The 25,267-nt window shown below is 53.1% G+C and carries 22 protein-coding genes and 1 riboswitch; of the genes, 16 read left to right on the forward strand and 6 right to left on the reverse strand.

Translation table 11 applies throughout. The features are described from left to right. Positions 1–118 precede the first annotated feature (118 nt). The 13 genes from CULFRC11_RS03580 (at position 119) to ppk2 (ending at position 14,560) form a co-directional block, all read left to right on the forward strand. Complete coding sequence (locus tag CULFRC11_RS03580) at positions 119–1,648, forward strand: YkvI family membrane protein (protein ID WP_023635391.1); 1,530 nt, start codon at positions 119–121, stop codon at positions 1,646–1,648. Positions 1,649–1,784: 136 nt separating this feature from the next. Further along, entirely contained in the window at positions 1,785–2,690 is a 906-nt protein-coding gene (rsmI, locus tag CULFRC11_RS03585) for a 16S rRNA (cytidine(1402)-2'-O)-methyltransferase (protein WP_023635392.1), read from the forward strand. 20 nt (positions 2,691–2,710) lie between these two features. Beyond that, a complete protein-coding gene (gene metG, locus CULFRC11_RS03590; RefSeq protein ID WP_023635393.1) occupies positions 2,711–4,543 on the forward strand; it encodes a methionine--tRNA ligase in 1,833 nt (610 codons plus the stop codon). Between the two features lie 67 nt (positions 4,544–4,610). After that, the gene (locus tag CULFRC11_RS03595; RefSeq protein ID WP_023635394.1) at positions 4,611–5,453 is read left to right on the forward strand and encodes a TatD family hydrolase; all 843 of its coding nucleotides are present in this window, start codon (positions 4,611–4,613) and stop codon (positions 5,451–5,453) included. Between the two features lie 337 nt (positions 5,454–5,790). Next, positions 5,791–6,942 (forward strand): resuscitation-promoting factor, encoded by a 1,152-nt coding sequence (locus CULFRC11_RS03600; RefSeq protein WP_013911105.1) that lies wholly within the window; start codon positions 5,791–5,793, stop codon positions 6,940–6,942. Positions 6,943–7,134: 192 nt separating this feature from the next. After that, on the forward strand, positions 7,135–8,007 hold the full coding sequence (gene rsmA / locus CULFRC11_RS03605; protein WP_023635395.1) for a 16S rRNA (adenine(1518)-N(6)/adenine(1519)-N(6))-dimethyltransferase RsmA: 873 nt from the start codon (positions 7,135–7,137) through the stop codon (positions 8,005–8,007). Between the two features lie 8 nt (positions 8,008–8,015). Continuing rightward, on the forward strand, positions 8,016–8,975 hold the full coding sequence (locus CULFRC11_RS03610; RefSeq protein ID WP_023635396.1) for a 4-(cytidine 5'-diphospho)-2-C-methyl-D-erythritol kinase: 960 nt from the start codon (positions 8,016–8,018) through the stop codon (positions 8,973–8,975). Positions 8,976–8,988: 13 nt separating this feature from the next. Next, the gene (locus CULFRC11_RS03615) at positions 8,989–10,803 is read left to right on the forward strand and encodes an ABC-F family ATP-binding cassette domain-containing protein (RefSeq protein WP_023635397.1); all 1,815 of its coding nucleotides are present in this window, start codon (positions 8,989–8,991) and stop codon (positions 10,801–10,803) included. A gap of 49 nt (positions 10,804–10,852) precedes the next feature. After that, positions 10,853–11,176 carry a putative quinol monooxygenase gene (locus tag CULFRC11_RS03620; protein WP_013911109.1) on the forward strand — a complete coding sequence of 108 codons (324 nt, stop codon included), beginning with the start codon at positions 10,853–10,855 and terminating at the stop codon, positions 11,174–11,176. Between the two features lie 155 nt (positions 11,177–11,331). Beyond that, positions 11,332–11,769, forward strand: a complete 438-nt coding sequence (locus CULFRC11_RS03625; RefSeq protein WP_023635398.1) for a hypothetical protein — start codon at positions 11,332–11,334, stop codon at positions 11,767–11,769. A gap of 143 nt (positions 11,770–11,912) precedes the next feature. Continuing rightward, positions 11,913–12,428, forward strand: a complete 516-nt coding sequence (locus tag CULFRC11_RS03630) for an RNA polymerase sigma factor (RefSeq protein WP_031270148.1) — start codon at positions 11,913–11,915, stop codon at positions 12,426–12,428. Further along, positions 12,425–13,651, forward strand: coding sequence for a hypothetical protein (locus CULFRC11_RS03635; protein WP_023635400.1), 1,227 nt, complete (start codon positions 12,425–12,427; stop codon positions 13,649–13,651). Before CULFRC11_RS03630 ends, CULFRC11_RS03635 begins: the two co-directional genes overlap by 4 nt. A gap of 45 nt (positions 13,652–13,696) precedes the next feature. Continuing rightward, on the forward strand, positions 13,697–14,560 hold the full coding sequence (ppk2, locus tag CULFRC11_RS03640) for a polyphosphate kinase 2 (protein ID WP_023635401.1): 864 nt from the start codon (positions 13,697–13,699) through the stop codon (positions 14,558–14,560). Positions 14,561–14,637: 77 nt separating this feature from the next. Here ppk2 and CULFRC11_RS03645 read toward each other — a convergent pair whose 3' ends face one another. Together CULFRC11_RS03645 and CULFRC11_RS03650 are read right to left on the reverse strand one after the other, a co-directional pair. After that, positions 14,638–15,348 (reverse strand): nicotinamide mononucleotide transporter family protein, encoded by a 711-nt coding sequence (locus CULFRC11_RS03645; protein ID WP_038620437.1) that lies wholly within the window; start codon positions 15,346–15,348, stop codon positions 14,638–14,640. A 27-nt stretch (positions 15,349–15,375) separates the two neighbouring features. Then, the gene (locus tag CULFRC11_RS03650; RefSeq protein WP_014525523.1) at positions 15,376–16,194 is read right to left on the reverse strand and encodes a Cof-type HAD-IIB family hydrolase; all 819 of its coding nucleotides are present in this window, start codon (positions 16,192–16,194) and stop codon (positions 15,376–15,378) included. A gap of 184 nt (positions 16,195–16,378) precedes the next feature. Between CULFRC11_RS03650 and CULFRC11_RS03655 the strand changes: the two genes are divergently transcribed. Continuing rightward, the gene (locus tag CULFRC11_RS03655; protein ID WP_023635403.1) at positions 16,379–17,449 is read left to right on the forward strand and encodes an enoyl-CoA hydratase/isomerase family protein; all 1,071 of its coding nucleotides are present in this window, start codon (positions 16,379–16,381) and stop codon (positions 17,447–17,449) included. On the opposite strand, the gene CULFRC11_RS03660 is transcribed toward CULFRC11_RS03655, so the two are convergent. From CULFRC11_RS03660 to CULFRC11_RS03670, 3 genes are all read right to left on the reverse strand, one after another. Then, entirely contained in the window at positions 17,446–18,696 is a 1,251-nt protein-coding gene (locus CULFRC11_RS03660) for a DUF6882 domain-containing protein (RefSeq protein WP_023635404.1), read from the reverse strand. The genes CULFRC11_RS03655 and CULFRC11_RS03660 overlap by 4 nt on opposite strands. A 349-nt stretch (positions 18,697–19,045) precedes the next feature. Next, positions 19,046–19,212: riboswitch (cobalamin riboswitch) on the forward strand. Then, a complete protein-coding gene (locus CULFRC11_RS03665; protein WP_023635405.1) occupies positions 19,210–19,431 on the reverse strand; it encodes a hypothetical protein in 222 nt (73 codons plus the stop codon). It overlaps the preceding riboswitch by 3 nt. A gap of 334 nt (positions 19,432–19,765) precedes the next feature. Beyond that, a complete protein-coding gene (locus tag CULFRC11_RS03670; protein ID WP_023635406.1) occupies positions 19,766–21,196 on the reverse strand; it encodes a glyceraldehyde-3-phosphate dehydrogenase in 1,431 nt (476 codons plus the stop codon). Positions 21,197–21,760: 564 nt separating this feature from the next. Between CULFRC11_RS03670 and CULFRC11_RS03680 the strand changes: the two genes are divergently transcribed. Beyond that, entirely contained in the window at positions 21,761–22,414 is a 654-nt protein-coding gene (locus CULFRC11_RS03680) for a membrane protein (protein ID WP_013911121.1), read from the forward strand. Positions 22,415–22,494: 80 nt separating this feature from the next. Continuing rightward, complete coding sequence (gene pip, locus CULFRC11_RS03685) at positions 22,495–23,514, forward strand: prolyl aminopeptidase (protein ID WP_023635407.1); 1,020 nt, start codon at positions 22,495–22,497, stop codon at positions 23,512–23,514. A 62-nt stretch (positions 23,515–23,576) separates the two neighbouring features. On the opposite strand, the gene CULFRC11_RS03690 is transcribed toward pip, so the two are convergent. Continuing rightward, complete coding sequence (locus CULFRC11_RS03690) at positions 23,577–25,211, reverse strand: peptide chain release factor 3 (RefSeq protein WP_013911123.1); 1,635 nt, start codon at positions 25,209–25,211, stop codon at positions 23,577–23,579. Positions 25,212–25,267: the final 56 nt, after the last annotated feature.

Raw genomic sequence — 25,267 nt, forward strand, 5'->3', positions numbered from 1 at the left:
AGTTTGCCGCCTCCCACGCCTGCGCGCATATAGTGCCGCACTAAGAATGCTTTTCCGATGCACATACAGCATGTGAGCGGAAATTTTTATCATTGTTGAAAGGAATGAGCACTTCACCATGCTCAAAAAATCAATCACCATCGCTATGGCTTTTGTCGGCATCGTTATCGGTGCGGGATTCGCCACAGGGCAGGAAGTACTTCAGTACTTTGTGGCCTTTGGAACGATGGGAATCATAGGTGCGGCACTCGCTGGACTGATCATGGCGCTGACTGGTATGGCCTCTATCCAGCTGGGTAGTTACTTCCTTGCTAACGACCACGGTTCAGTGCTCACCAGCATTTCGCACCCCATTATTGCCCGTATCCTCGACATTTCGGTGCTTATTACGCTGTTTGCCACAGGCGTGGTGATGTTTGCAGGTTCAGGGTCGAACCTCAACCAGCAGTTTGGACTGCCCATCTGGGTGGGAACTGTACTGATGCTGGTACTAGTGCTGCTAGCTGGGCTTCTCGACGTAGACAAGATCACCAACGTTATCGGTGCGATTACCCCGTTGATTATTATCATTGCGGGCATTGCAATCGTCTATGCATTGGCCACTAGCGACGCTGATACGGAGTCACTCAATGCGGCTGCCTCCACTATTAACGGTGCTACGCCACACTGGACGTTGTCTGCGTTGAACTACGTCGGCCTAGCTCTCATGATGGGTGTTTCTATGGCCATCATCATTGGTGGCAATAGTTTTGACACCCATGCAGCCGGTCTTGGCGGTCTGCTTGGTGGCCTGGTCTTTGGCGTTATGCTGACGTTCGCTGCGCTGGCACTGTTCCGTTCCGCAGACAAGGTTGCGGGCGACGACGTCCCTATGCTCACCATTGTTAATGAGATTCATCCGATTCTGGGCACGATCATGTCCTTCATTATCATCGGAATGATTTTCAATACCACGTTGGGCTTGTTCTATGCCTTTGCCAAACGCCTGACGGCTAAGCACCAGAAGCGGTTCTACCTGTTCTACGTGCTATCTTGTCTCGTCGGTTTCGGTATGTCCTTCCTAGGCTTTAAAAAGCTGGTTGGTTTGGTATACCCCACGCTGGGATACCTAGGAATTCTTCTTGTGGTTGTTGTTGCTGGTGCATGGATACGCGGGTTTGCCAAGATCCGTGAGGAACGCGAGCGTCGTGAAAAAATTCATGACCTGTTCCGTAGGAAGCTGGACCCAACTCAGCGATTTAGTTCCAAGCAAGCTCGCTTGTTGGATCGCTACACCACCGAATCCAATCTGGAGCGAGAAGAGCTCACAGAGAGCCTTCGGGATGAATTTGTGGATGAATCCGCCCCAGATTCCGAGACACCTGCAGAAAAGCTGTTTGAGGAAAATAACGAATTTTCTTATCAGCCAGTGGAATTTACAGATTCCACTATCAGCGTGGAAGAGACCACTTTGGGATTGCCATCGCATGCTCGTCCCATGAGCGAGCTGGAAGACCTGAGTACTTTCCACGAACCGGAGCAAGAAGCGGACAAGGAAGATTCCCAAACAGAATCGTCTGTGGAGGTTCCGGCAGAACCAGCTGCTGAGGATTCACCTCAAGAAACGCCCGAAACTGATGCTCCAAAAACAACGTTGCCTACGGTATAAAAGCGCAGGACACTAAAAGTCATTGGCCTCATCTGATCTTCCTATACGGGATCAGATGAGGCCGTTGCTGTATGTACGGGGAGAGCCTCAGTAGGAAGAAGCGGAAAAATCTGTGGTTTGTGCGAGACTAAGAAGCATGAGTATTGAGGAACCGACTTCTCAGATTGCGTCGAGTGCATCAGCTATATGGGATGCTCTAGCACCGTTACCTCGTGGGATTATTGTGGTGGCTACTCCTCTGGGAAACATCGGGGATGCCTCATTTCGACTTATTCAGGCATTGGCTCACGCTGATGTGATTGCAGCAGAAGACACTCGGCGGACTCGCGCTCTAGCAGCGGCACTAGGGGTAGAAATTACCGGCAAAGTCGTGAGCAATTTTGACCACAATGAGTCGGATCGTGCTCAATACCTTGTCGATCTAGCTCGAACGCAGTCAGTGGTGGTGGTCACAGATGCGGGGATGCCTATCGTTTCAGATCCCGGTTTTCCCGTCGTGGAAGCAGCACATGAAGCGGGGATTCCCGTGACATGCTTCCCCGGACCTTCGGCTGTTCCTACGGCCTTAGCGCTATCGGGACTGCGCGTGGGGCACTTTGCCTTTGATGGTTTTGCTCCACGCAAGCAAGGGCAGAGAAAAGCCTGGTTAGAGTCATTGAAAAACGAAAAACGATCGGTGTGTTTCTTTGAGTCTCCACACCGCATTGCAGACACCCTCGCCGCTGCAGCAGAGATTCTTGGCGATGATCGTCGTGCAGCCGTGACACGAGAACTGACTAAAACATATGAGGAAGTGAAAAGAGGCGGGCTAAGGGAGCTTGCTCAGTGGGCTAGCGCTGGTGTGAAAGGAGAAATCAGCGTTGTTATTGAGGGAGCTCGGCAGAAAGAGATAACGGATGTTCGCGAGATCGTAGATCTCGTAGAAAGTCTTGTTAGCGCAGGTAAACGGCTAAAAGAAGCAAGCGCAGCTGTGGCTCAGGAACACGGTGTGAGTAAGAAAGAACTCTATGATGCGGTCCTCGAATCACGCGGACGGGCATAGATAAATTAAGGTAAGTAACCATGACTAACCGTGTGCTCGTTTCTGTTGCTTGGCCTTATGCCAATGGACCTCGCCACATTGGACATGTGGCAGGGTTTGGTGTCCCCTCCGACGTTTTTGCTCGCTATCAGCGAATGTCCGGAGCAGACGTCCTCATGGTCTCAGGAACGGATGAGCACGGTACGCCACTTTTAGTGCAGGCAGATAAAGAGGGAGTGTCTGTCAAAGAGCTCGCTGATCGGTATAACCGCCAGATCGTTGAAGACCTCGCGGGTCTGGGGCTATCCTATGACCTCTTTACTCGTACCACCACGCGAAATCACTATGCGGTTGTGCAGGAGCTCTTTAAAGGGCTTTATGAGAACGGCTACATGATGAAAGAGACCACCATGGGGGCGGTTTCTCCTTCTACTGGGCGTACGCTTCCTGACCGCTACATTGAGGGGACATGTCCCATCTGTGGAGCAGACGGAGCGCGTGGCGATCAGTGCGATAACTGCGGCAATCAATTGGACCCGGCAGATCTGATTAACCCAGTCTCAAAAATCAACGGCGAAACTCCACAGTTTATTGAAACTGAGCACTTCCTTCTTGATCTTCCTGCGTTGGCAGATGCCCTGGCCGATTGGCTTAAGGAGCGCCAAGATTGGCGCCCGAACGTGCTCAAATTCTCTTTGAACCTCTTGGAAGATCTGCGTCCACGAGCCATGAGCCGCGACATCGATTGGGGAATTCCTATCCCGGTGGAAGGCTGGGAAGACAACGGCGCTAAAAAGCTCTACGTGTGGTTCGACGCGGTTGTTGGTTACCTCTCTGCGTCGATTGAATGGGCTTATCGCACTGGAAACCCAGATGCGTGGAAGGCATGGTGGACAGATCCCGCGGCCTCAAGCTATTACTTCATGGGCAAAGACAACATCACTTTCCACTCTCAGATCTGGCCGGCTGAGCTTCTGGGCTATCAAGGAAAGGGTGCGAGGGCCGGTAAGGTGCATACCTTCGGGGAGCTTAACCTTCCTACGGAAGTGGTGTCGTCTGAGTTCCTCACCATGTCCGGTTCTAAGTTCTCCTCATCTAAAGGCATCGTCATCTATGTCAAGGACTTCCTTAAAGAGTTTGGTCCGGATCCACTGCGATATTTCATCGCTGTTGCAGGCCCAGAGAATAACGACACTGACTTCACATGGGATGAGTTTGTTCGTCGCGTCAACAATGAGCTAGCCAACGGCTGGGGCAATCTTGTTAACCGCACTGTTTCCATGGCTCACAAGAATTTCGGAGAGGTTCCAACCCCGGGAGAGCTGAGCGAATCGGATCAACGGATCCTTAACCTTTCCGCTGAAGCCTTCGATATCGTCGGGGAAGCCCTCGCACACTCGCGTTTCAAGCAGGGAATTACTCATGCGATGCATGTGGTGGGCGAAGCGAATGCCTACATTGCGGAACAAGAACCGTGGAAACTGGCTAAAGACGAAACTCAGCGCGAGCGCCTGGCCACCGTTTTGTGGACGGCGTTGCAGGTGGTTTCAGACTGCAACGTGCTGCTGACCCCTTATCTGCCGCATATTTCCCAGCAGGTGCACGAGACATTGGGTCGCGACGGTGTGTGGGCAGCAAAGCCGCAGATCGTAGAGGTCACCGACGACATGCCAGTGGAACCGGTTGGCGTGGGCATTCCTGCTAGCGGTCAAACATATCCCGTGATTATGGGTGATTATGCGTCGCAACAAGCGCGCTGGGCACGCGTAGATGCCGTCCCAGGGACCGCTTTGTCTAAGCCTAAGCCGCTGATCGCTAAATTGGATCCAGAGCTAGGAGAGACTGGCCCAGAATGGGCACCGATCGCTCACTAGACCAGTAAAGGCGCCCATCATTCGCAGAACCGCGGGAGGTGGGCGCCTTCGTCGTAAACTGGTGCGCATGGGTAAAAAGAAACCTCGTCCAGTACCAGTGCCGGTGGAAGGCCTTGAGGGGCTTATCGACGCCCACACGCACCTTGCTTCTTGCGGAGCCCGCACGTCTGAGGAAGTCGATGCGATTGTGGCTCGGGCGGTGGCTGGCGGCGTCGATAAGCTATGCACCGTAGGGGATGGGCTCGCTGAGGCCGAACTGGCGCTGAGCGCTGCACAGTCGCATGAGCGAGTGTTTGCCGCCTGTGCGATTCATCCGACCCGTGCTAACGAGTTGGATGAGGCGGCGCGCGAGCGTCTTACTCAGATGGCTCAGGATCCCCGGTGCGTGGCTATTGGAGAAACCGGAATTGATACATATTGGATAACCCATGCGCCTGAGACCACAGCAAGTCTGGAAGTGCAAGAAGAGGCGTTGCGTTGGCATATTGATCTTGCAGTTTCCAGCGGCAAGGCGTTGATGATTCATAACCGGGAAGGGGATGAGGAGTTGTTGCGTATCCTTGCGGACGCGCCCACTCCACACGAGACCATCTTGCATTGTTTTTCTTCGCCGCTTGCTGTGGCGCAGGAAGCATTGGACCGGGGTTATGTTCTCAGTTTTGCGGGGAACCTGACGTTTAAACGAAACGATGAATTACGAGAAGCTGTGCGACGTGCGCCGCTAGCGCAGATCCTTATTGAAACGGATGCGCCCTATATGACGCCAGAGCCTTATCGCGGGGCTCGGAATGAGCCGGCGTTTATTGGGCATACGGCACTGTGCGCTGCTCAGTCTAAAAACATGAGCGTGGAAGATTTCGCTGCCGGAGTGCGGGAGACTTTTCACCGTGTCTATGGAATCCCCTCCTAGTGAGGCGCAGAACATAGCGGTGGCTTTTAAGTGAGCTAGATCTTCTGATAGGGCGGGTAGTGGGGTATCGATGGGGGAGGTGTGAACTATGTGGTTTGATTTTTGTGAGTTGAATCAACTAGTTCACACTTTTTTGTCGTTTTAGTTCGACAAGCTGCGCTTGTTACCGTATTGTTATTTTTCGTGTGTTGGATCGATGCTGACTGAAACGTAGCCCGATCGATGTGCTTCGCCCCCGATGGAAAATTTCCATACATACAAAATATGTGCGGAGTGCTAAGTAAAGCCGGCTGTGGCTGGTGCGAAATGTCGTCGAAAAGCAAAGAGAAGTGAACACGTGGGAACCCGCCAAAAGTCGAGAATTAATCGAGTCAATTCTTCGAGATCCATTCCGCTGCGCCTAGCAACGGGTGGTGTTCTGGCCTCCCTGGCAGTAGGGGGTGTCGCCGTCACTCAAGTGAAAAAGGACATCACCGTCGACGTCAATGGCGAACAACTTTCTCTTGCCACCATGTCTGACACGGTAGAAGAAGCGCTAAGTAAAGCCGGCGTAACCGTTGGTGACAAAGACATCGTTTATCCTGGGCTGACTGAGAAGATCAGCAATCAAGACACGATTACGGTTCGGACGTCCAAACAGGTCTCGGTAGCCATTGACGGCGTGGAAAAGGACCTCACCACAAACGCGACGACCGTCGAAGAGCTCTTTGAGCAGTTGGATGGAGTCAACGCCACGCTTTCAGCTGCCGCGCTGAACATGGACAAGGATTCCAAGATCCCTCGCGAGGGATTGTCTTTAGACGTAGTGACGCCAAAGATCATCTCCGTGACAGATGCGGGAAAGACGGTCTTTACCCAGATCGCGGCGGCAACTGTCAAGGACGTTCTTGCAGAACGTGGCATCAAGGTTGATAACGATGACATCGTGACTCCAGCTTTGGATGCGCCCGTGACTAAGAACATGGACGTCAAAATCGACCGCGTAGATATCCAAGAAGTCGTTGCCAACGAGCCTTTTGGTGAGCCTGCGAACTACGTTGATGATGCGGAACTTCCAGAGGGGGAGGAAGCTGAAGTCTCTGCTGGAACGCCAGGCGAGCGCACTGTAACCCGCAAAGTGACCAAGGTTAATGGTGAGGAGACCGCCAACGAGGTCATAGATGAAAAGGTCATTACCCCAGCTGTTGCAGCTACCATTAAGCGAGGAACCAAGAAGGCAGCGTCGGCTCCTGCGGTAGCCAACGGTTCTGTGTGGGACCAACTTGCGCAGTGCGAGTCCACTGGTAACTGGGCCATCAATACTGGCAACGGATTCTCTGGCGGACTTCAGTTCACCGACTCCACGTGGGCCGGTTTTGGCGGCACAGCTTATGCACCGCGAGCTCACCTGGCTACCCGCGAACAGCAGATTGCCGTTGCGCAGAAAGTGCAGGCTGCTCAAGGTTGGGGCGCATGGCCTGCCTGCACTTCCAAGATGGGTCTGCGCTAAGGTAGAAAAATAGATTTTACAACGTGCACGCCACTGTGCGACTCAACGTCGTCGGTTTAGTCTTCTGGTTATAAGAAGCACGAACCGGCGGCGTTGGTGCGTTTTCACTGGCGCGTTTTAGTAGCAAGGGCATGCCTTGCATACAGGGAGTATTTTCCTGTGACCAAACATCGGAAGGTAAATTGTAGGACCATGGGAGAAAACGATCACGCGCGCCTTCTCGGCCCCGCCGAAATTAGGCATTTGGCAGAGAAGCTTGATGTCACACCAACAAAAAAATTGGGGCAGAACTTTGTGCATGACCCCAATACTGTTCGGATGATCGTTTCTGCAGCCGACCTTACTGCCGATGACCACGTTGTAGAGATTGGCCCTGGCCTAGGGTCGTTGACCTTGGCATTACTTGATACGGCACGTTCCGTGACCGCCGTGGAGATAGATCCGCGCTTGGCGGAACAACTTCCCATGACCGTGGCAGAACGCGCCCCGATGTTCGCAGACCGTCTTACTCTGGTGCACAAAGACGCTTTACAGATAACTCCGGAAGAGATCGATCAGCCTACAGCGTTGGTGGCAAACCTTCCTTATAACGTATCTGTACCGGTGCTGCTACATTTCTTGCAGATTTTCCCATCGATCCAGCGCGTATTAGTGATGGTTCAAGCTGAAGTCGCCGATCGCCTTGCAGCACAACCCGGCACCAAAGTGTATGGCGTTCCTAGCGTGAAAGCATCGTTCTACGGTGCTGTGCGGCGTGCCGGGTCGATCGGGAAAAACGTTTTTTGGCCGGCTCCCAAAATCGAATCCGGACTCGTGCGCATTGATGTTTTTGCTCAAGATGAGCAGCCTTGGCCGGTCGGCGATGAACTACGCTCGCAGGTTTTCCCGCTTATCGACGCCGCCTTCGCTCAGCGTCGCAAGACTTTGAGGGCCGCACTTAGCGGGTACTACGGATCCGGAGCTGCAGCAGAAGAAGCCCTCCTAGGTGCCGGGATTGACCCGACTCTGCGAGGCGAGAAGCTCGATGTATCCGATTTTGTTCGACTAGCGCAGCACCGAGGGTAAGGAAACTCATGCTAGAAGAGAATCCTGATCTCATATACGGCAGGCGCATCTCGGCGACAGCACACTCAAAAGTGAACCTGCATCTTGGCGTGGGGCCGCTACGCCACGATGGTTATCACGAGCTTGTCACCATTTTTCAATCCTTAAGTCTTAAAGATGAGTTGGACTGTGTAGAGCTCCGAGGAACTGCCACCGATCAAACGCCTGGAATCGTAGCTGAGCTTGATGCCGGTGGAGCTGAAGGAGTTCCCACCGACGCCAGTAATCTTGCGTGGAAAGCTGCCAATATGGTCTATGCTTTCCATCGTTCTGGAGGCGGTCCACCTCTGAATAAAGTACGGATGCATTTAAAAAAGGGGATTCCTACTGCCGGCGGTATGGCAGGGGGGTCTGCAGACGCTGCCGCAGCGCTTCGACTCATGCAGGAATACGTTACGGTAAAACCAACCGATAAGCAGTTGCTCACCATGGCCAGTGCTTTAGGATCAGACGTACCTTTTACTCTTTTAGGCGGCACACGACTAGGAACTGGGCGTGGAGAAAACCTGGTCCATGTTATGTCGCGAGGTCAGTACCATTGGGCATTGGCTTTTTCCGCGCAAGGCCTTAGCACGCCTGCGGTCTTTGCCAAGCTAGATCAGATGCAACGCACGCCGCATCTGTCCGTAGATGACTTGACTGCAGCGCTGATCAGCGGAGACCCGCATCATGTAGCCGAGCATCTGCACAATGATATGCAGCCGGCAGCCCTCTCTCTCCAGTCAGGTTTACGAAAGACCTTGGAGATAGGTAAAGCCTCAGGTGCATTGGCAGGGATTGTTTCCGGATCCGGCCCCACCTGTGCCTTTCTCTGCCCAGATGCCCAAAGCGCCGAGGACGTAGCTGCGGAGCTACGACTTGTGGGAGCATCCGCGACCGCAACTGGCCCAGCGCTAGGCGCTACCATGTCCACCACAACGAGCCCATAGGAAAAGAAGACTAGTGGCAAACCTGATAAACCTGGAAAATGTCTCTAAATCGTTTGGACTTACCACTCTTCTCAAAGACGTGAGCCTGGGTATTCAAACCGGCGATCGCATCGGCGTTGTGGGCCTTAACGGCGGAGGAAAAACCACACTGCTGGAAGTGATTACCGGAATTGAACCACCAGATTCTGGGCGTGTGAGCCACAACTCCACTTTACGAATGGCAGTGGTGACACAACGGGCTGAGCTGGATCCTGAAAAGACCGTAGGCGATGTGGTCCTTGGCCCATTGGGACTCCAGACCTTTGAATGGGCCTCGAATGCTCAGGTCCGTGAAGTGCTCGGTGGGATTGGAGTTATCGATTTAGGTCTTGATACCCCAGTTGGGCAGCTATCGGGTGGCGAACGCCGTCGCGTTAATCTCGCAGCCGCACTCGTGCGTGACCTTGACCTTGTGGTGCTTGACGAGCCAACCAACCACCTAGACGTTGAGGGCGTTCAATGGTTGGCAGAACATCTCCTTGCACGAAAGATAGCCATAGTCGTGGTCACCCACGACCGTTGGTTCCTGGACACCCTTGCTACTCAGACATGGGAAGTACATGACGGAACTGTCGATTCCTACGAGGGCGGCTATAACGACTGGACCTTTGCGCGCGCAGAGCGTTCTCGTCAGGCTGATGCCATGGAGCAGCGGCGGCAGAACCTTGCCCGGAAGGAGCTTGCTTGGCTGCGTCGAGGAGCCCCGGCGCGCACATCAAAGCCGCGATACCGAATTGAAGCAGCCGAAGCCTTGATCGCTAATGTTCCTGAGTTACGCAACAAAGTAGAGCTCATGGCGTTTTCTAAGCAGCGCCAAGGAAAAGTGGTTGTGGAGCTGGAGGATGCCACTATTGCGACGCCTGATGGCACAACCTTGGTGCAGGATCTCACATGGCGACTCGCGCCGGGAGAACGTATTGGGCTTGTGGGCGTCAATGGGTCGGGGAAGACCACGTTGCTGAGGGCGCTAGCCGGAGCCTATGAGCTCAGCGAAGGCAAACGCATTGAGGGGCGCACTGTTCGGCTCGGTTGGTTGAAACAGGAGCTGGATGATCTGGATCCTACCCTGCGCCTTCTCGACGCAGTGGAGGAGGTGGCTTCTTATATCCAACTGGGAAAGAAGGAGCTTTCTGCTTCTCAGCTAGCCGAGCGCCTTGGGTTTTCCGCTAAGCGGCAGCGAACACCGGTCGGTGACCTTTCTGGTGGTGAACGCCGTCGTTTGCAGTTGACTCGAGTGCTTATGTCCGAGCCGAATCTCTTGCTTCTCGACGAGCCCACCAATGACTTGGACATCGACACGCTTCAGGAACTTGAGTCGCTTCTTGATTCCTGGGCGGGAACCCTTGTGGTGATCTCGCACGATCGGTACCTTATCGAGCGCATTGCGGATTCCACGTGGGCACTTTTTGGTGATGGAAAACTCACTAATCTTCCTGGTGGGATTGAGGAGTACTTGGAACGTCGTCAAGCTATGGCGGCGCGGGAGACTCGCGGTGCTGTGGATCTGGGAAACGTATCTGCTGGTTCTCAAGAAAATAAGGCCGCCCCTACGCGCACGTTGACCTCTCAACAGGAGCGGGAGATCAATAAGAAGATGGCGTCTGTTGAGCGGAAGATGGCCAAGCTTGATCCGCAGATTGAGAAGATCACAAACGCTATGGCGGTAGCCGCAGAAGCAGTGGACACCGCCAAGCTGACTGAACTTGATTCCCAGCTGCGGGCGCTCAATGAGCAGCGAGAAGAGCTGGAAATGGAATGGATGGAGCTTGGCGAGCAGCTGGAAGCATAACGTGGAACTTTTCTGCAGACACGTGATCTGATGGCTACACTGGGGCACCATGATTTTGATTAACGTGAAATTTAAGGTTCGCCCCGAATACGTGGATACTTTTCTTGATGAGATGCAGTGGTACACGGATGCGTGCCGAGCAGAAGAAGGAAACCTCTTTTTCGATTGGTTTAAAAACCCCGAGAAGGAAAATGAATTCTTGCTGGTAGAAGGATTCAAAGATGGCACCGACGTTGCTCACGTGGAGTCAGATGCTTTTAAGAAGGCTTGTGAGGAGACCCCTAAGTACCTCATCGAGACCCCGGACATTATCAATGTTCATATTGATGGCAAGACCGAGTGGGACAAGATGGCGGAGTTCCGGGTGGAGTAGCCTGAGGTAGAGGCCTTTTGTTGAGCGGTAGCTGTGGCTATCGCTCTTCTTTTTTTAAAAAACCGCATTGTTGTGTAATGCACAGCCGGTTTGAGACACAAACATAGTAGATGCGGGAAAGCCTTCCGCTGTATTCAAAGAATGGAGTTTCTACTATGTCAAAAGCCTTCCTAGGCATCGCCCTTAGTGCTGTAGCCGTAGCAGGACTATCCGGAGGGGCACTTATTTATCACAACGCACAAAACTCGACTGCTGACGCTGCCGTACACAGGGATGCTCCAGCTATGACTGCAACTTTTCCTATCACCATCGATGGACTGTTAAAACCTAACAGCGAGATCATGATCGCAGCACCATGTCTTCCTGGTGACACAAAAGCAACGGCTAAAACCTCTTTTGGTGCAGAGACACACCTTAGCCCAGCGGCTGATATGGGGCAGCTCATCGGATATATTACGGCGCCTAACGTTATCGGTCCGGGGCCTGCGGAAGGCTATCACACAGTCACTGTGACCTGTGAATCTGGTGTAAGCAGTACGACTACTTTTCCTGATTCAGGAAACAGCGCTTCTATGGCCCCGACTGCTCTTTAGGAGAAAACCCGCGCGCTGTGAAGATGCATTGGAAAGCTTGTTTATACGGTGGAATGAACCGAGGAGTTCTTTTGTGCTCTTGGAACGGCACACGCACGATTTCAAGGACACAGTGAAGTATTGCCATGGCCTATGGGAATGACATGACCACGCAGTGCAGGCGTGAGGCTTTTAGCGCGACGTATCGCAGCTGTTATTCCGCAGTGTTGTCTTATATACGGCGGAGGACAGACGGCGACAACGCAGAAGATCTGACCGCAGAAGTGTTTACGCGAGCGTGGAATCGATGGGATAGCAGGGAAGGGGCAGAGCTGCCTTGGATTTATGGCATAGCACGCCATGTGGTCTTGGAACATTATCGCGTACGTGACAAAAACGCGGCGATTGAAAAGGCAGTGCAAGAAACTTCCACGGAGGCTGCTACACCGATGCAAGAAGTTGATGCGCGTTTTACTATCTGTGCAGCTCTAGAGCGGTTGAACCTATCCGATCGAGAAATACTTGCGTTGCATGCGTGGGAAAATCTGGAGCCTGCAGAGATAGCTCAAGTGTTGGGAATATCCGCTAACTCGGCGCGAGTCCGGCTACATCGTGCTCGCCATAGACTTGCGAACCTTTTATACAGTACTTCTGGTAGTTCTCGGGGAGAGTGCTCATGACTCGCGATTTTCATCCACGGGGTGTCCCGGACGAACAACTGGTTTGGCAGCTCTCGGATGCTCTGAAGAAAGCAGATCCTGCGCCAGATCATGGTTATCACGCTCTTTCCGCGGCAGAAAAAGCTACCGCAGAACATAACCTTGCTCGCATTATGCATTCTGAAGATGCTGCTGGAGATAACGTGCGTGAACTATGGGGGAACAGGCAGCGAAAGTTTATTGCTGTCGCGGCCGCAGTCATTGTGATTGCTGTCGGTGGTCTATCCTTGCCCAGCCTTATTGATACCCACCCGGCGCAGGCTTCGGCCGCAGAAGTTTTACGAACAGCCGCGGCTAACGTGGGCCAACAACCAGAAGCTGCAGCTGTAGCAGTAACCAGTAACGATTATTTGCGTCGAGTAGACAAGAACGACTCGGGGGAAGTCGTCACTCAGTATGAGGTAGCACCGTCAGGAGACGTCACTCCTACTGTCACGGTTAAAGGCACTATCGACGCCGCACTTACCGCCATTGCAGATAATCCGACCCCGGCGGTCTCACCGGAGAGCGTTAATACTCGGCCCCTTGAACCGTTGATCCGAGAGACTTTTGGCAGCAGCGATGGAGAAAAAGTTCGTGGTGCGTTATCCCTTTTGTTAATTCCGGGCGTACATAGCCACGTTAAGCAAAAACTTTATGAGTATTTGGCAGCCATCCCCGGTAATGAGCTCGCCCATGTTAAGTCTTCACAGACCGGGGTGCGAGGTGATGATGAAATCGTGTCGGTTATCCGAGAACGTGATCAGCTGAGTTTTGACCTCTTACCGGCAACCGGACAACTTGTTCGCGTCACAGGTTTATATGCTGGTGTGGAAACTACCGTTGACGCTGCCGGAATTCTCGATTGTGTGCGGGTAAGCGGTCTCGACGGCCCAGAAAATCTGTCGTTGAGTTGCGCCGACGGGAACTACACGATTAATGACATTTCCTGGAATAAATGGGGAGGAGATCAAGCGATAGGGCACGGCACTGCGTGGATTAATGATTGCACAGAGACGTGTGCCGAAGGAAAATTTCATAGTTTCCCCGTCACCCTCACCGCACACGATAAGCGGCGGTGTGGCTACAACTTGGATGTTTATACAAAATTAGATCTGGATTATGGGCAGCAAGAATCAGCCCCGGACAACGAGACTATTCCCATCACCTGTGCCGCAGATTTCCTTAACCAGGAAGAACACTGATTTTTATTGCACACATTGTAGTGATAGAGCAGTATTCTGGGTCACATGGCAAAAGAACGCTCAGAAGAGAAAACTACCAAGGTGCCCAGAAAGCTTTCCAAGAAAGCCTACGAGAAAGAACTCAAAAAGCTGCAGGCTGAACTTGTAGATATGCAGCAATGGGTAGTAGAAACAGGTGCTCGCGTTGTCGTGATTATGGAGGGACGCGACGCTGCGGGTAAAGGATCTGCCATTAAGCGGATAACACAATACTTGAATCCCCGCACTTGCAGGATTGAGGCGCTTCCCGCACCTAACTCGCGAGAACAAGGGCAATGGTATTTCCAGCGGTATGTGGAAAAGCTCCCCACCGCTGGAGAGATCGTTATCTTTGATCGCTCATGGTATAACCGTGCTGGCGTGGAACGGGTGATGGGCTTTTGTGATTCGCAGGAGTATCGTCGCTTTTTGCACCAAGCGCCTATCTTTGAGCGTCTTCTGGTAGAAGACGGTATTATGCTGCGGAAATACTGGTTCTCCGTATCTGATGAGGAACAGATTAAGAGATTCGAGTCGCGTCGTAGCGATCCTTTACGGCGATGGAAACTCTCGCCGATGGACCTCCAGTCCATTATGCGGTGGGAGGAATACTCGCGCGCCAAAGATGAGATGTTTATTCACACGGACATTCCCTCAGCACCGTGGTACACCGTGGAATCAGAGGATAAAAAGCGCTCGCGTATCAACGTGATCAGTCACCTTCTCTCCACTATTCCTTATGAAAAAATTGACCGACCGCTGCCGGAGATTCCCACGCGTCCGCCTCAAGATAAAGACTATATTCGGCCACCACGCTCTGACTTCCGTTATGTTCCCGACGTAGCCGTGAAACTAGAAGAGAAAAAGACAAAGCGTAAAAAGAAGAAATAGTTCGCCTTTGTTAAAGCACCCGCACTTATATTGCACCGATGGCAAGCTTAAGCTTGCTGTCGGTGCTTTTTATGGAACTAGCGGATAGAAGCGGGGCGGGACTGAACCTTGAGCCACACAAAGAACCCCCACAGGACAAAGGCCCCATAGACCAGATACAAGATAGCCGAAGGATAGTAACCTGCAGCGAGTAGGAGAGGGACGCCGACAACATCGACCCCAATCCAGATAAGCCAGAATTCCGTCCAACCACGGGCCATCCCATACGTGGCTAGCATTGAGCCGGTGAAAATCCATGCATCAGCCCAGGGCACCCATGACCCGAGGGCCGTAAAGACCCACGCAAAGAAAACGGTGCCGACGACGGCCACCCCCACCATCATCCAGCGTTCTGTGCTGCTCGCCCAACGCGGCTGAACAGCAGAAGACTCCTCGGCAGGCTCGCTCACGATGGAACGCGAGGGGTCTGTTTCAGTCGATTCACGCATGCCGCGTTTCTTAGCCCGAGACCATTGCCACCACCCGTACGTGCTCACTACGAGGAACATGATCTGGCGGCCAGCTTGGCCATACAGGTCTAAGTTCTGCGGAGTATGAAAGACTCCTCCCAAGAAGACTGTGAACAGCAATAGGTTGCCCAGTATCCCAATTGGCCATGCCCAGACGACGCGTTTCATGCCTCCATATGCGGAAGCTAAACCAAAGAGGTTACCGATGATCTCGCGCCAGAGAATGGGGACTCCACCGATGAAGAGGGTGGCGTCGAGAAGCTGTGATAGAGGGTTCATAGTAGGAGGAGAGTTCCTTGGTCTCGCCTAGGCGCTAGGGGTGCGGGCTTCCAGGGCATCGAGAATGCCCGATACAACGTGGATCACACCCTCATCTGCATGAGAGGGGGCCACCGCATCGGAGATGCTTTTGATCGTGGGATGCGCGTTATCCATGGCGTATGAGGTGCCAGCTGCTTGCAATAACTCAAGGTCGTTGAGGAAATCACCAAATGCGAGGGTATCGCTCATATGGGTGCCAGTGGCTTCCGCGAGGGCCTGTAAAGCGACTCCCTTGTTGGCCTCGGGGTTCATCACGTCAATCCAATGACGGCCAGAAACTACCACGTTGAGTTCTTGAGCGGCTGAGCGGATAAGCGGGGCGGCGATTGACTCGGCATCAGCTTCAGTAAAAATAGCTAGTTTTACCACGGTATCGTCGACATAAGAATGTAGGTCATCGACCTGCTCTAACCGCGCGTAGTATCGGATGCTTTCAGCCAAAAACTGTTTGTGTTTTTTATGCATAAAAGCGCCGTCGACGCGGCAGAGGATGAGACCCCACGGAAGATCCGTGGTATCCATCATCGCAATGACCGCGTGAGCCAGATCCCGATCAATGGTGGTGACGGACACAATGGAACCCTCGTGGTAGACAACGGTTCCATTTTCAGCGATCACAGAGAGCTGCTTGGTGCTGCGTTCAAATTGATTCAGAAGCGTATACAGTTGCCTCCCGCTTGCAGGAGCAAAAATGATCTCGTGCTCATGCATCCGTTCGAGGAGCGGCCAAAAAGACTCGGGGATTTCATGCTTGTGATTGAGCAGAGTTCCGTCCATGTCCGTGGCGATAATGCGAGGGGTCATCTGTTCCTTCTAGCGTTGTTAAACCGCACGACTGCGTCTTTGCGGGACTACGGGCGTGCAACCCGCAGAATGTGCGTTACTAGCCTACCGCTGACTACCGTCGGACACATTTTCGCCGTCAGTCTGTATCACCTGATTGGAAAACCTACTGCAATTATTCAAGTGATGTGCAACACTGGGGGTTATGAATGCAATAGACGCCACATACCACGATCGGGGAGTAGTCAACGTCTACGTGGAAAACACCACGGGAATTATCGAGCTGAACCGACCCAAAGCCCTGAATTCTTTGAACCAAGAAATGATTGATCGGATCGACCAGGCCCTAGACGCATGGTGGGACGATGATGCCGTCCACAGAGTCGTTGTGTATTCCACCTCGGAAAAGGCATTCTGTGCTGGCGGTGACGTGCGCACTAGTAGGGAACAGATCCTCGCGGGGAACGGCTGCGCAAGCGACCAGTTCTTCGCCGACGAATACGAGATGAATAACAACATTGCGTTGTTCCCCAAGCCCTATATTTCGCTTATCGACGGCGTAGCTATGGGCGGGGGACTCGGAGTCTCCGTGCACGGCTCCCACCGCGTTATTAGCGAGAAAGCTTTTGCTGCGATGCCAGAGATGGCTATCGGATTCAACCCCGACGTGGGGGTTCCCTTTATGCTTCAGCGGATGACAGGCCTCAAGGGCTTTAGCTCGTTGCCCCTAGCCAATTTCCTCGTCTTAACCGGCTGGCGCATGAGCCCTGCAGACATGATGTGGGCAGGAGTGGCGACCGACTTTGTGCCAAGCGCTGCATTTGCTGAGTTCCGCGAAATGATAATCGCCGAATCCTTGGATGAAGCCCTGGACGCTTTTTCCACAGACGCGCCGGGAGAATCGGAGCTAGAAAAGCTCTACCCCAACATCGAGAAAACCTTTAACTTTGATACCTGGCCTGAAATTGAGCATGCCCTAGGCGCACATCCTGATCGGGTATTTGCTGCTCAGGTTGCTGAATTGCTCAAAGGGGCAAACCCGGAGTCGCTTGTAGCATCCACCCTTTTGATGCGAGCATCAGCGCTGTGTTCAACGTTGCGGGAAGAACTCGACCACGAAGTCGCTTTGGGTGAGCACATGCGCGCAAACCCCAATTTCGCAGAAGGGGTCCGCGCAGTGCTGGTAGATAAAGATAGAGAGCCTCACTTTGACCCCAAGGACACAGAGGCTGTTGACCCGGAGCCTTTTGAAAGAATCCTTGGCTTTCTTGACTAGTTCACCCCGACGATAGCTCCATTGGCGTCGAAAGAGATGAGCACGCTTCCATCCGAACAACTGAGGCGAATCGTATAGCCATCAAACGCCGATGGGGCGATGCCGCGGAAATGTGCATAGGTGGAGATAGATCTCTGAGTATTCACCATGGAGGGGAGAGGACAGCTAAGGGTGGCTGCGATAGAAGCTTTTGTTGCTGCTGGCAATTGGAGCCGGGGTGACTGTAATAAGAGCATGACGCGGCGACCGTCCGGTAAGGAAGCCACTGTGTGGACCCACTCTCGGAGGATGGGTTTTGATACGGACTCAAGCGCGAGTTCTTGGGCGCGGTGCAGCGGAATGGGTTGTCCTAGTAGCTCAGGTATACCGTTATCCATTGCGAAAGCCTTGAGGCCTAGTGCTCGCGTTACGCTGGGGGAGTGCATGAGCTGTTCATCGTTCCACGCCCATGTCCAGTTGTCATCTACTACGGCCAGAATCGTGGCCTCTGCGGTTGCTGATTCTCCATAAGCAGATTTGATGGTTGCGGTAGCTGTACGTGGATCTACGGTCACATGCGCGTCGGGATAGGTTCCTTCAAATAAAAGCTGATGTTCGGCGGATACCAGCGCCGCATCTGATTGGACGTTGGAGAGTGAGAGATTCTTTCCGTTCCATTCGGGGCAGCTTACTGCGCCTTTGGCGATATCTATGCACGCGGCCTCTCCGCTAGGGGAAGATACCTCAAGATGATCGGAATCTTCGTGAAAACTGAGTCCTCGCTGGGCAGCGTATGCCAGGACGGCTCTCTTGAGCGTGTCCGGGTCAGCGGCAAGTAGTCTGCCCAAACCTACGGTTAATGCTGCAGATATGGATAAACGAGGGAGCACGTCGGTCAGGACTACTACGTCTAGTGTGCCGTCGTCGAGCGGCACCAAATATGCAGGACCATTGCCGTTGAGAGTTCGTGCGGCCGCCACAAGCTCATCGCTTGCCGGTTGTGCTAAAGAAAGCTCAGGGATATCAAATGTGTATTCCTGGGCCCATGTCCACACACGTTCAGAATCGATATGGGCAGCTAGGACACCTTCATAAGTGTGTAGTCCACGTCGAGTATGGAATTGGACTTGGTAACCGGTAGGCGTGGCATTGAACTCATATTCGTGTACGTACCCGAGTAGTTGAGTGAATGCTTCAGAAATTTCAGCTTGGGAAATAACGCCGTCGATGATCACATCGTTGAAATCTATGGGGGCAGGTAAAAACATTCGCAACAACCTTTCAAGATAGGGAGACATAGTGACGGGTACGCCAAGGTGAAGCGGGGCGTTTTACTGTTAAGAGGGATACTTCACGGGATACAAGGGGCTACGGCGATTCAATTCCCCGTGAAAGATGAATGATCTTCAGCTCATCCTAGCGAACCTAAGAAAAACAGGTCCGGTCAGGTGGTGAAACTGCCGATTCTTGTGCACTCGCAGTAGAGAAATACGTTCACATGCGGGGCGTTAAGTGGAACAAGTGCAAGCACAAGGAACATAAACATCGATGAACACTTTTAGGTGTGGTTTCCCACGATTTTTTTAAAGTGGGTGTCCTTTGAGTGAAGCCTTGCTAGAGTGAGGACTTAGCTGAAGTGATCGGGAATGCCGGTGAAAATCCGGCAGCGGACCCCGCCACTGTAACTGCACAAGAAAGCCTCGTGTTCTCACTGCGCTAAGCGGGAAGGGAACAGAAACAACGGCAGCAGTAGCCAGGAGACCGGCTTCAGCACATGTATATCAGGCTTGCGGGGATTCGAGCCCAGAGAGAAAGCAGTATGCAATTATGCGCTTGAGTGTGGCTTCCAAGGGATTGAGCCGAATACGGTTCTCCCATCGATATAGTCCGCCGTGGGGATATAAGACTTTGTCGTCCGCTTCCGTATAGCGCTTCCTTAGTGCGACAAGGAGTAGCTGGTTGTAATCCCAGATGAGGTTCTGGGATATAAAGACGGCGTTCACCCGCTCCTACATTGTTGTAGTTTTCTTTTCCTAAAAGAAGGTGAAGGTCTCCCCGGAGTCGAGGTGTGAAAAGATGTCAGCTTTTCACACGTGGCACAATCTCGGCTAAGGGATCTTGGGCACCGATCTTCATTAACTCTTTAAGGAAAGAGGGCTATGCATAGGGCAATGGGGTTGAGGGCATGTGTTCATGTCTCGCAGCAGTCCTCACTTCTCGCGTGGCCGTGGCAGTCCGCGCGTGTATTGCCTGTATGGGCGGGTGGCGCACCACATAATTGAAAAACTCAAGGTGCGGACTCCGAGGAGTCCGCACCTTGAGTGCTTGTATGAGAGCTTAGATCTGATCTGAAGGAATACGCTCGGGGAGAACCTTGGGGCGTGCGCCAGCTACATGCTCAACAATGCGGATAACCTGGTTTGAATATCCGAATTCATTGTCATACCAGACATAGAGCACAAGGTGTTTCCCGTTAGCAATGGTGGCAAGGCCGTCGACGATACCTGCATGGGTGCTGCCCACAAAGTCGGAAGACACGACTTCGGGGGAGTTGATATAGGAAATTTGCTGACGCAGATCCGAATGCAGTGCGACTTTGTCCATGAGCTCGTTTACCTCATCGCGCGAGGCTTCCTTCTCCAGGGTGAGGTTGAGCACCGCCATGGACACATCGGGGGTGGGGACTCGGATGGAGTTTCCGGTGAGTTTGCCTTCGAGTTCAGGGAGGGCCTTTGAGACTGCCTTTGCCGCTCCTGTTTCCGTTAACACCATGTTCAGGCCAGCGGCGCGCCCGCGACGAGCTCCCTTATGGAAGTTATCGATCAGGTTTTGATCGTTGGTAAAGGAGTGCACGGTTTCTACGTGACCATTTTCGATGCCATAGTGATCGTTGATCACCTTGAGGGTAGGTGTGATCCCGTTGGTGGTGCAAGAAGCCGCGGTGACAATCTGATCAGAATCGGAAATGTCGTTGTGGTTGATGCCATAAACAATGTTCTTGAGATCACCCTTGCCCGGGGCCGTGAGGATGACGCGTTGGACGCCTTTAGCGCTAAGGTGCTGGCTAAGACCCGCGCGATCACGCCAGACTCCGGTGTTGTCCACCACGATAGCGTTGTTGATGCCATAAGAGGTGTAGTCGATGGTGGCGGGATCATTGGCGTAAATCATCTTGATTGCGGTGCCGTTAGCCCAGATGACTTCATTGTCCTCATCAACCGTGATGGTGCCGTTGAATGCGCCGTGAACGGAATCGCGTCGTAGAAGGGATGCGCGCTTGATGATATCGCCATCGCCCTTTTTACGAACCACAATGGCACGGAGTCGAACCCCACCATGAGCGGCTTCACGCGCGATAAGGATTCTGGCTAGGAGACGACCAATTCGACCAAAGCCATAGAGAACTACGTCGGTAGGCTCCTGCTCGGAGTTGGCGCCAATGACAGAAGCAAGCTCAGAGGAGAGGAATTGCTCCAGTTCACCACCCTGCTCGCGATAAAGCACGGCGAGGCGACCTAGATCGATTGATGCAGTTCCCAGGTTCAGGTGTGCTACTGCTTCCAGGATTGGGAGAGTGTCGGCGGGAGAAAGTTCTGTTTCTGTAGCTAAGCGTGAGTAGCGGTGTGCCTTGACGATGTCGATGTCGGTGACGTCGATAAGCAACCGGCCAAAGACAGAGACAACCACGTTGTTGTTGCGGTGTAGCTGCCCAATCAGGGGCAGCATCTTTTGTGCGGATTCGAGCTTATCGTTCCAGTCCTGTGCCATGGGAGGTAGAGGTCCTTAAGTAGTGTCGAAGTGTGAAATCGAGCGGCGACATCCAAATCAGTCGCACACCCCCGCAATGTTAGTGAAAGAAGCGGATAGTGCAGATATTTCCTGTGAACTTTTCCACTTGAGGCACACCCTAATGGGGGAAGGGCTTACTGCTTTGTAAAGATTCTTGTGGAAATTGGTGTTATGTAAAGGTGGGTCAGGGTGGTGTGTGACGCATGCCACTTAATGTTTGTTGTTCTATGAGGGGTGCGGATAACGGAGAATCTGAAAGACCTTTAAGAACCAATGAGCGAGCTTCCGGAGGTACAGACGTGCGGATGCCGTGTAAGGGGAAAATCTCACGAGGCGAAATCCTGGACAAAGAACATAAAAGTGGCCCAGGTGATTCAGATCTTCTTGGTGCTTTGGAAGCGAAAAGAGACCCGAGTCAGGCCTGGTATCAGCTCACAATTCGCGGCGACGCGTTGCGTAAGTTTGACGGAAATCCGTACACTCGTTAAGGCTGTGATCAATGATCACACTGTCAGTGATTTTTAAGACGAGGGAGTCTTCATCGTGTTGCACGCTGTGAGCTACGCTCTCATGGACTCCGTTAACGTTTTGCTCATCGGAGTCATTGTTGCGGTGGCTCTCCTAGTGCCTCGCGGGGGGCGCTACGGAAAAATAGTATCGCTTTTGATCTTGGGGGATTGGCTAGGTGTTTTTCTTCTTTCAATCCCCACTCTGGCGCTGTTTCATTCGATAGAAGATAAGGTCCGCGCTTTCATAGATTCGCCTGTGTTTGGTGTGATCTTGATAGTGACAGGTATCGCCGGAGCAATTCTTACATGGCGAGGTGGCGACTCAACAGGATTAGTGCAACGGTTACTTGAACCGCTGCGTACGCCAAGCCTGAAAACGATGGTGGTGGGTTTTGTCTTGGGAGTGGCGCAATCGATCACGTCGATTCCATTTTTCACAGGGCTGGCCTATCTTGCCACCGGCGATTACAGCAGAACATTCAGTTACATCGCATTGTTCCTTTATGCGTCCCTTGCCCTGAGCCTTCCGTTTTTCTGCGCAGTAGGCGTGGGATTTGTGCGTGCGTTCCCAGAGAGCCCCTTGGGTAGAGCTTTTGAGTGGGCGCGGTGCAATAGTGACCGCGTAGCCCTGTGGGCCGGTTATCTGGTGGCTATCGCCCTGGTGCTCATGGGAGTTTCGCATCTATAGCGGGCTTTTCGACGCCCACGTCATAACACAAACTCCCCAACCCCCTTCCTACGCGCGGTTGCATAGCTAGGCTGTGAAGAATGAAAACTCTTTATCCGGTAGCTGACCCAATTGGCGAATCACATATTGAACGCGACGGACAGCGTATTGCCTACACAGAATATGGAAATCCGCAGGGCATCCCAGCAGTTTTTATCCACGGCGGTCCTGGTGGCGGAACGACAAAAGAAAACGCAGGATTTTTTGATCAGAACAAGTATCGGGTCATCTTGATCGACCAGCGCGGCTGCGGAAAATCCACTCCACATATTGCAGATCCGGACATTGATCTAGAAGCCGCCTTGGCGGTGAACACCACGCACAAGCTAGTCGAGGATATAGAAGCAATACGCCAGCAACTCGGAATAGATAAATGGCTAGTCTTTGGTGGTTCGTGGGGGTCTACTTTATCCCTGAAATACATTCAAACGCATCCAGACCGTGTGCTTGCTGTGGTGCTTCGGGGAATCTTTATGCTGCGAAAGACCGAGTTGGATTGGTTCTATAACGGGGGCGCCGCACACTTATTCCCTGACAAGTGGGAACGGTACCTCTCTGTCATCCCAGAGGATAAAAAGCCTGCCGCAGATGATCTATCAGGAGCGACCCACCTTGCTGGCGTGGACTTGATCGCGGAGTACCACAAGCTTCTCCATTCGAGCGATCGCACCGTGGCGCTCGAGGCTGCTCGTGCGTGGAGTGTCTGGGAGGGATCGACGTCTTTCCTAGAGATTCGAGACACTCAAGACCATGAGGATGAGCGCTTTGCCTTGGCGTTTGCACGCATTGAGAACCATTACTTTGTTCATCAGGGCTTTATGCGCGACGGTGAACTGCTAGAACCTGCCAATATCGAACGCATCCGGGATATCCCCGCGGTGATCGTCCAGGGGCGTTACGACGTTGTCTGCCCGCCCGTTACCGCATGGAATCTGCACAGGGCATGGCCAGAGGCCGAATTCCATTTCTCACCGACGTCCGGGCATGCTGCGAGTGAAAAAGAAAATGTTGCCGCTCTCGTAGCCGCAACGGATCGTTTTGCAGAAGAACTATCGAGGTAAGCGCAAAGGAAAGTCCGCAGTTCATTTGAACTGCGGACTTTCTGCTTATCGTGAGCGCGTGATTAGTCTGCAACCATGGGAAGAAGCTCGAACTCGGGATGCTCTTTTTCTATGAAAGCGAGTTTCCACTTATCTCCAAAGAGGGCTACGAGCTCACCGTCGGTTCGCTGGAATACTTCCACACCGCGCTGTTTGGAAAGCTCTGTTGCGGTTTCTGGCGTGGTACGCCGAGCAACGGAGTAGGGGATGGGATCCGAGATGGTCTCCACGTTATATTCGTTTTCCATCCGGGCCATCATGACCTCAAACTGCATGGGGCCAACCGCAGCCATGACCGGGGCGGCATCGCCGCGGGCATCATTTTTAAGGATTTGAACAACGCCCTCGGCAGCAAGCTGGTCCAATCCTTTGCGGAATTGCTTGTATTTTCCTAGAGACTTGGCCCTGAGGATGCGGAAATGTTCTGGGGCGAATTGCGGCATTGGAGGATATTGGACTTTCCGACCCTCAAAGATTGTGTCGCCGGGTGCTAGAGCACCAGCGTTCACGAGACCGACGATGTCACCTGGGTAGGCGGTCTCCACAGTGGAACGGGTCCGTCCGAAGACCGTCAGCGCGTATTTAGTGGAAAAACTACGCCCCGATTGCGCATGGGTAACCTGCATGCCACGATCAAATTCCCCAGATACGATGCGCATAAACGCTAGGGAGTCACGGTGGTTTTTATCCATGCCAGCCTGGACCTTGAAAACTACGCCGGAGAAGTCATCGGTGACGTCGCGTGACTCGTCGATTGCTGTCGTCGCATCGGAGATCGCTTTAGCGTCGGATGCTCGGCCGCTAGGAGAGGGGGCGAGGCTACAGAGAGTGTCCAAAATCTGATGGACACCAAAGTTCAGCATTGCAGACGCAAAAATAAGTGGAGAGGTAGTGCAATCGAGGAAGAGATCCTGGTCGTGTATGGCTCCGTCTGCTGCAAGAAGCTCAGCTTCTTCCACCGCGGTTTCCCATGCGCTTTCTTCGCGTTGCTCTGCTTCTTCCGGAGCGTAGTGCTCCTCAGGCGCAATGGTGGAGCCGCCGGCCGTGCGTAGGAAGTGGATGTATTCTGCGGCTTCACCATCTGCATTGATGCGAGCAAGCCCACGGAAGTCTCCGGCATCTCCTACTGGCCAGAAGAGTGGGGTTGGCTGGAGGCCGATTTCGTTGACGATCTCGTCGACAAGCTCTAGTGGCGTGCGACCCGGGCGGTCCCACTTGTTAATCACGGTGACAATGGGGAGGCCGCGGGCTTTACAGACGCGGAAGAGCTTGAGGGTTTGTGGCTCAAGGCCTTTGGCGGCGTCGATAAGCATGACTGCGGCATCGACGGCGGTAAGTACTCGATATGTGTCCTCAGAAAAATCTGCGTGACCGGGAGTATCCACCAAGTTGATCACAAAGGGCTCGCCTTTGTGCCCCTCAGGAGCGTACTCAAACTGCAGTGCCGAGGAGGCAATGGAGATACCGCGGTCTTTCTCCATATCCATCCAGTCGGAGACAGTCGCCTTCCTACCGGCTTTGCCGTGCACAGCGCCAGCCTCTGCAATGACGTGCGCATGCAGTGCGAGGGCCTCCGTCAGCGTGGACTTACCTGCGTCTGGGTGGGCGATGACTGCAAAAGTTCGGCGACGTGATGCTTCGCTGGAAAGAGTACTCATGGTTGATAAGGATAATCGCCTTGGCGCAATGTCCCGAATCCACCTGACCCCTCCTA

Source organism: Corynebacterium ulcerans (assembly GCF_000767685.1).
Classification (GTDB): Bacteria; Actinomycetota; Actinomycetes; order Mycobacteriales; family Mycobacteriaceae; genus Corynebacterium; species Corynebacterium ulcerans.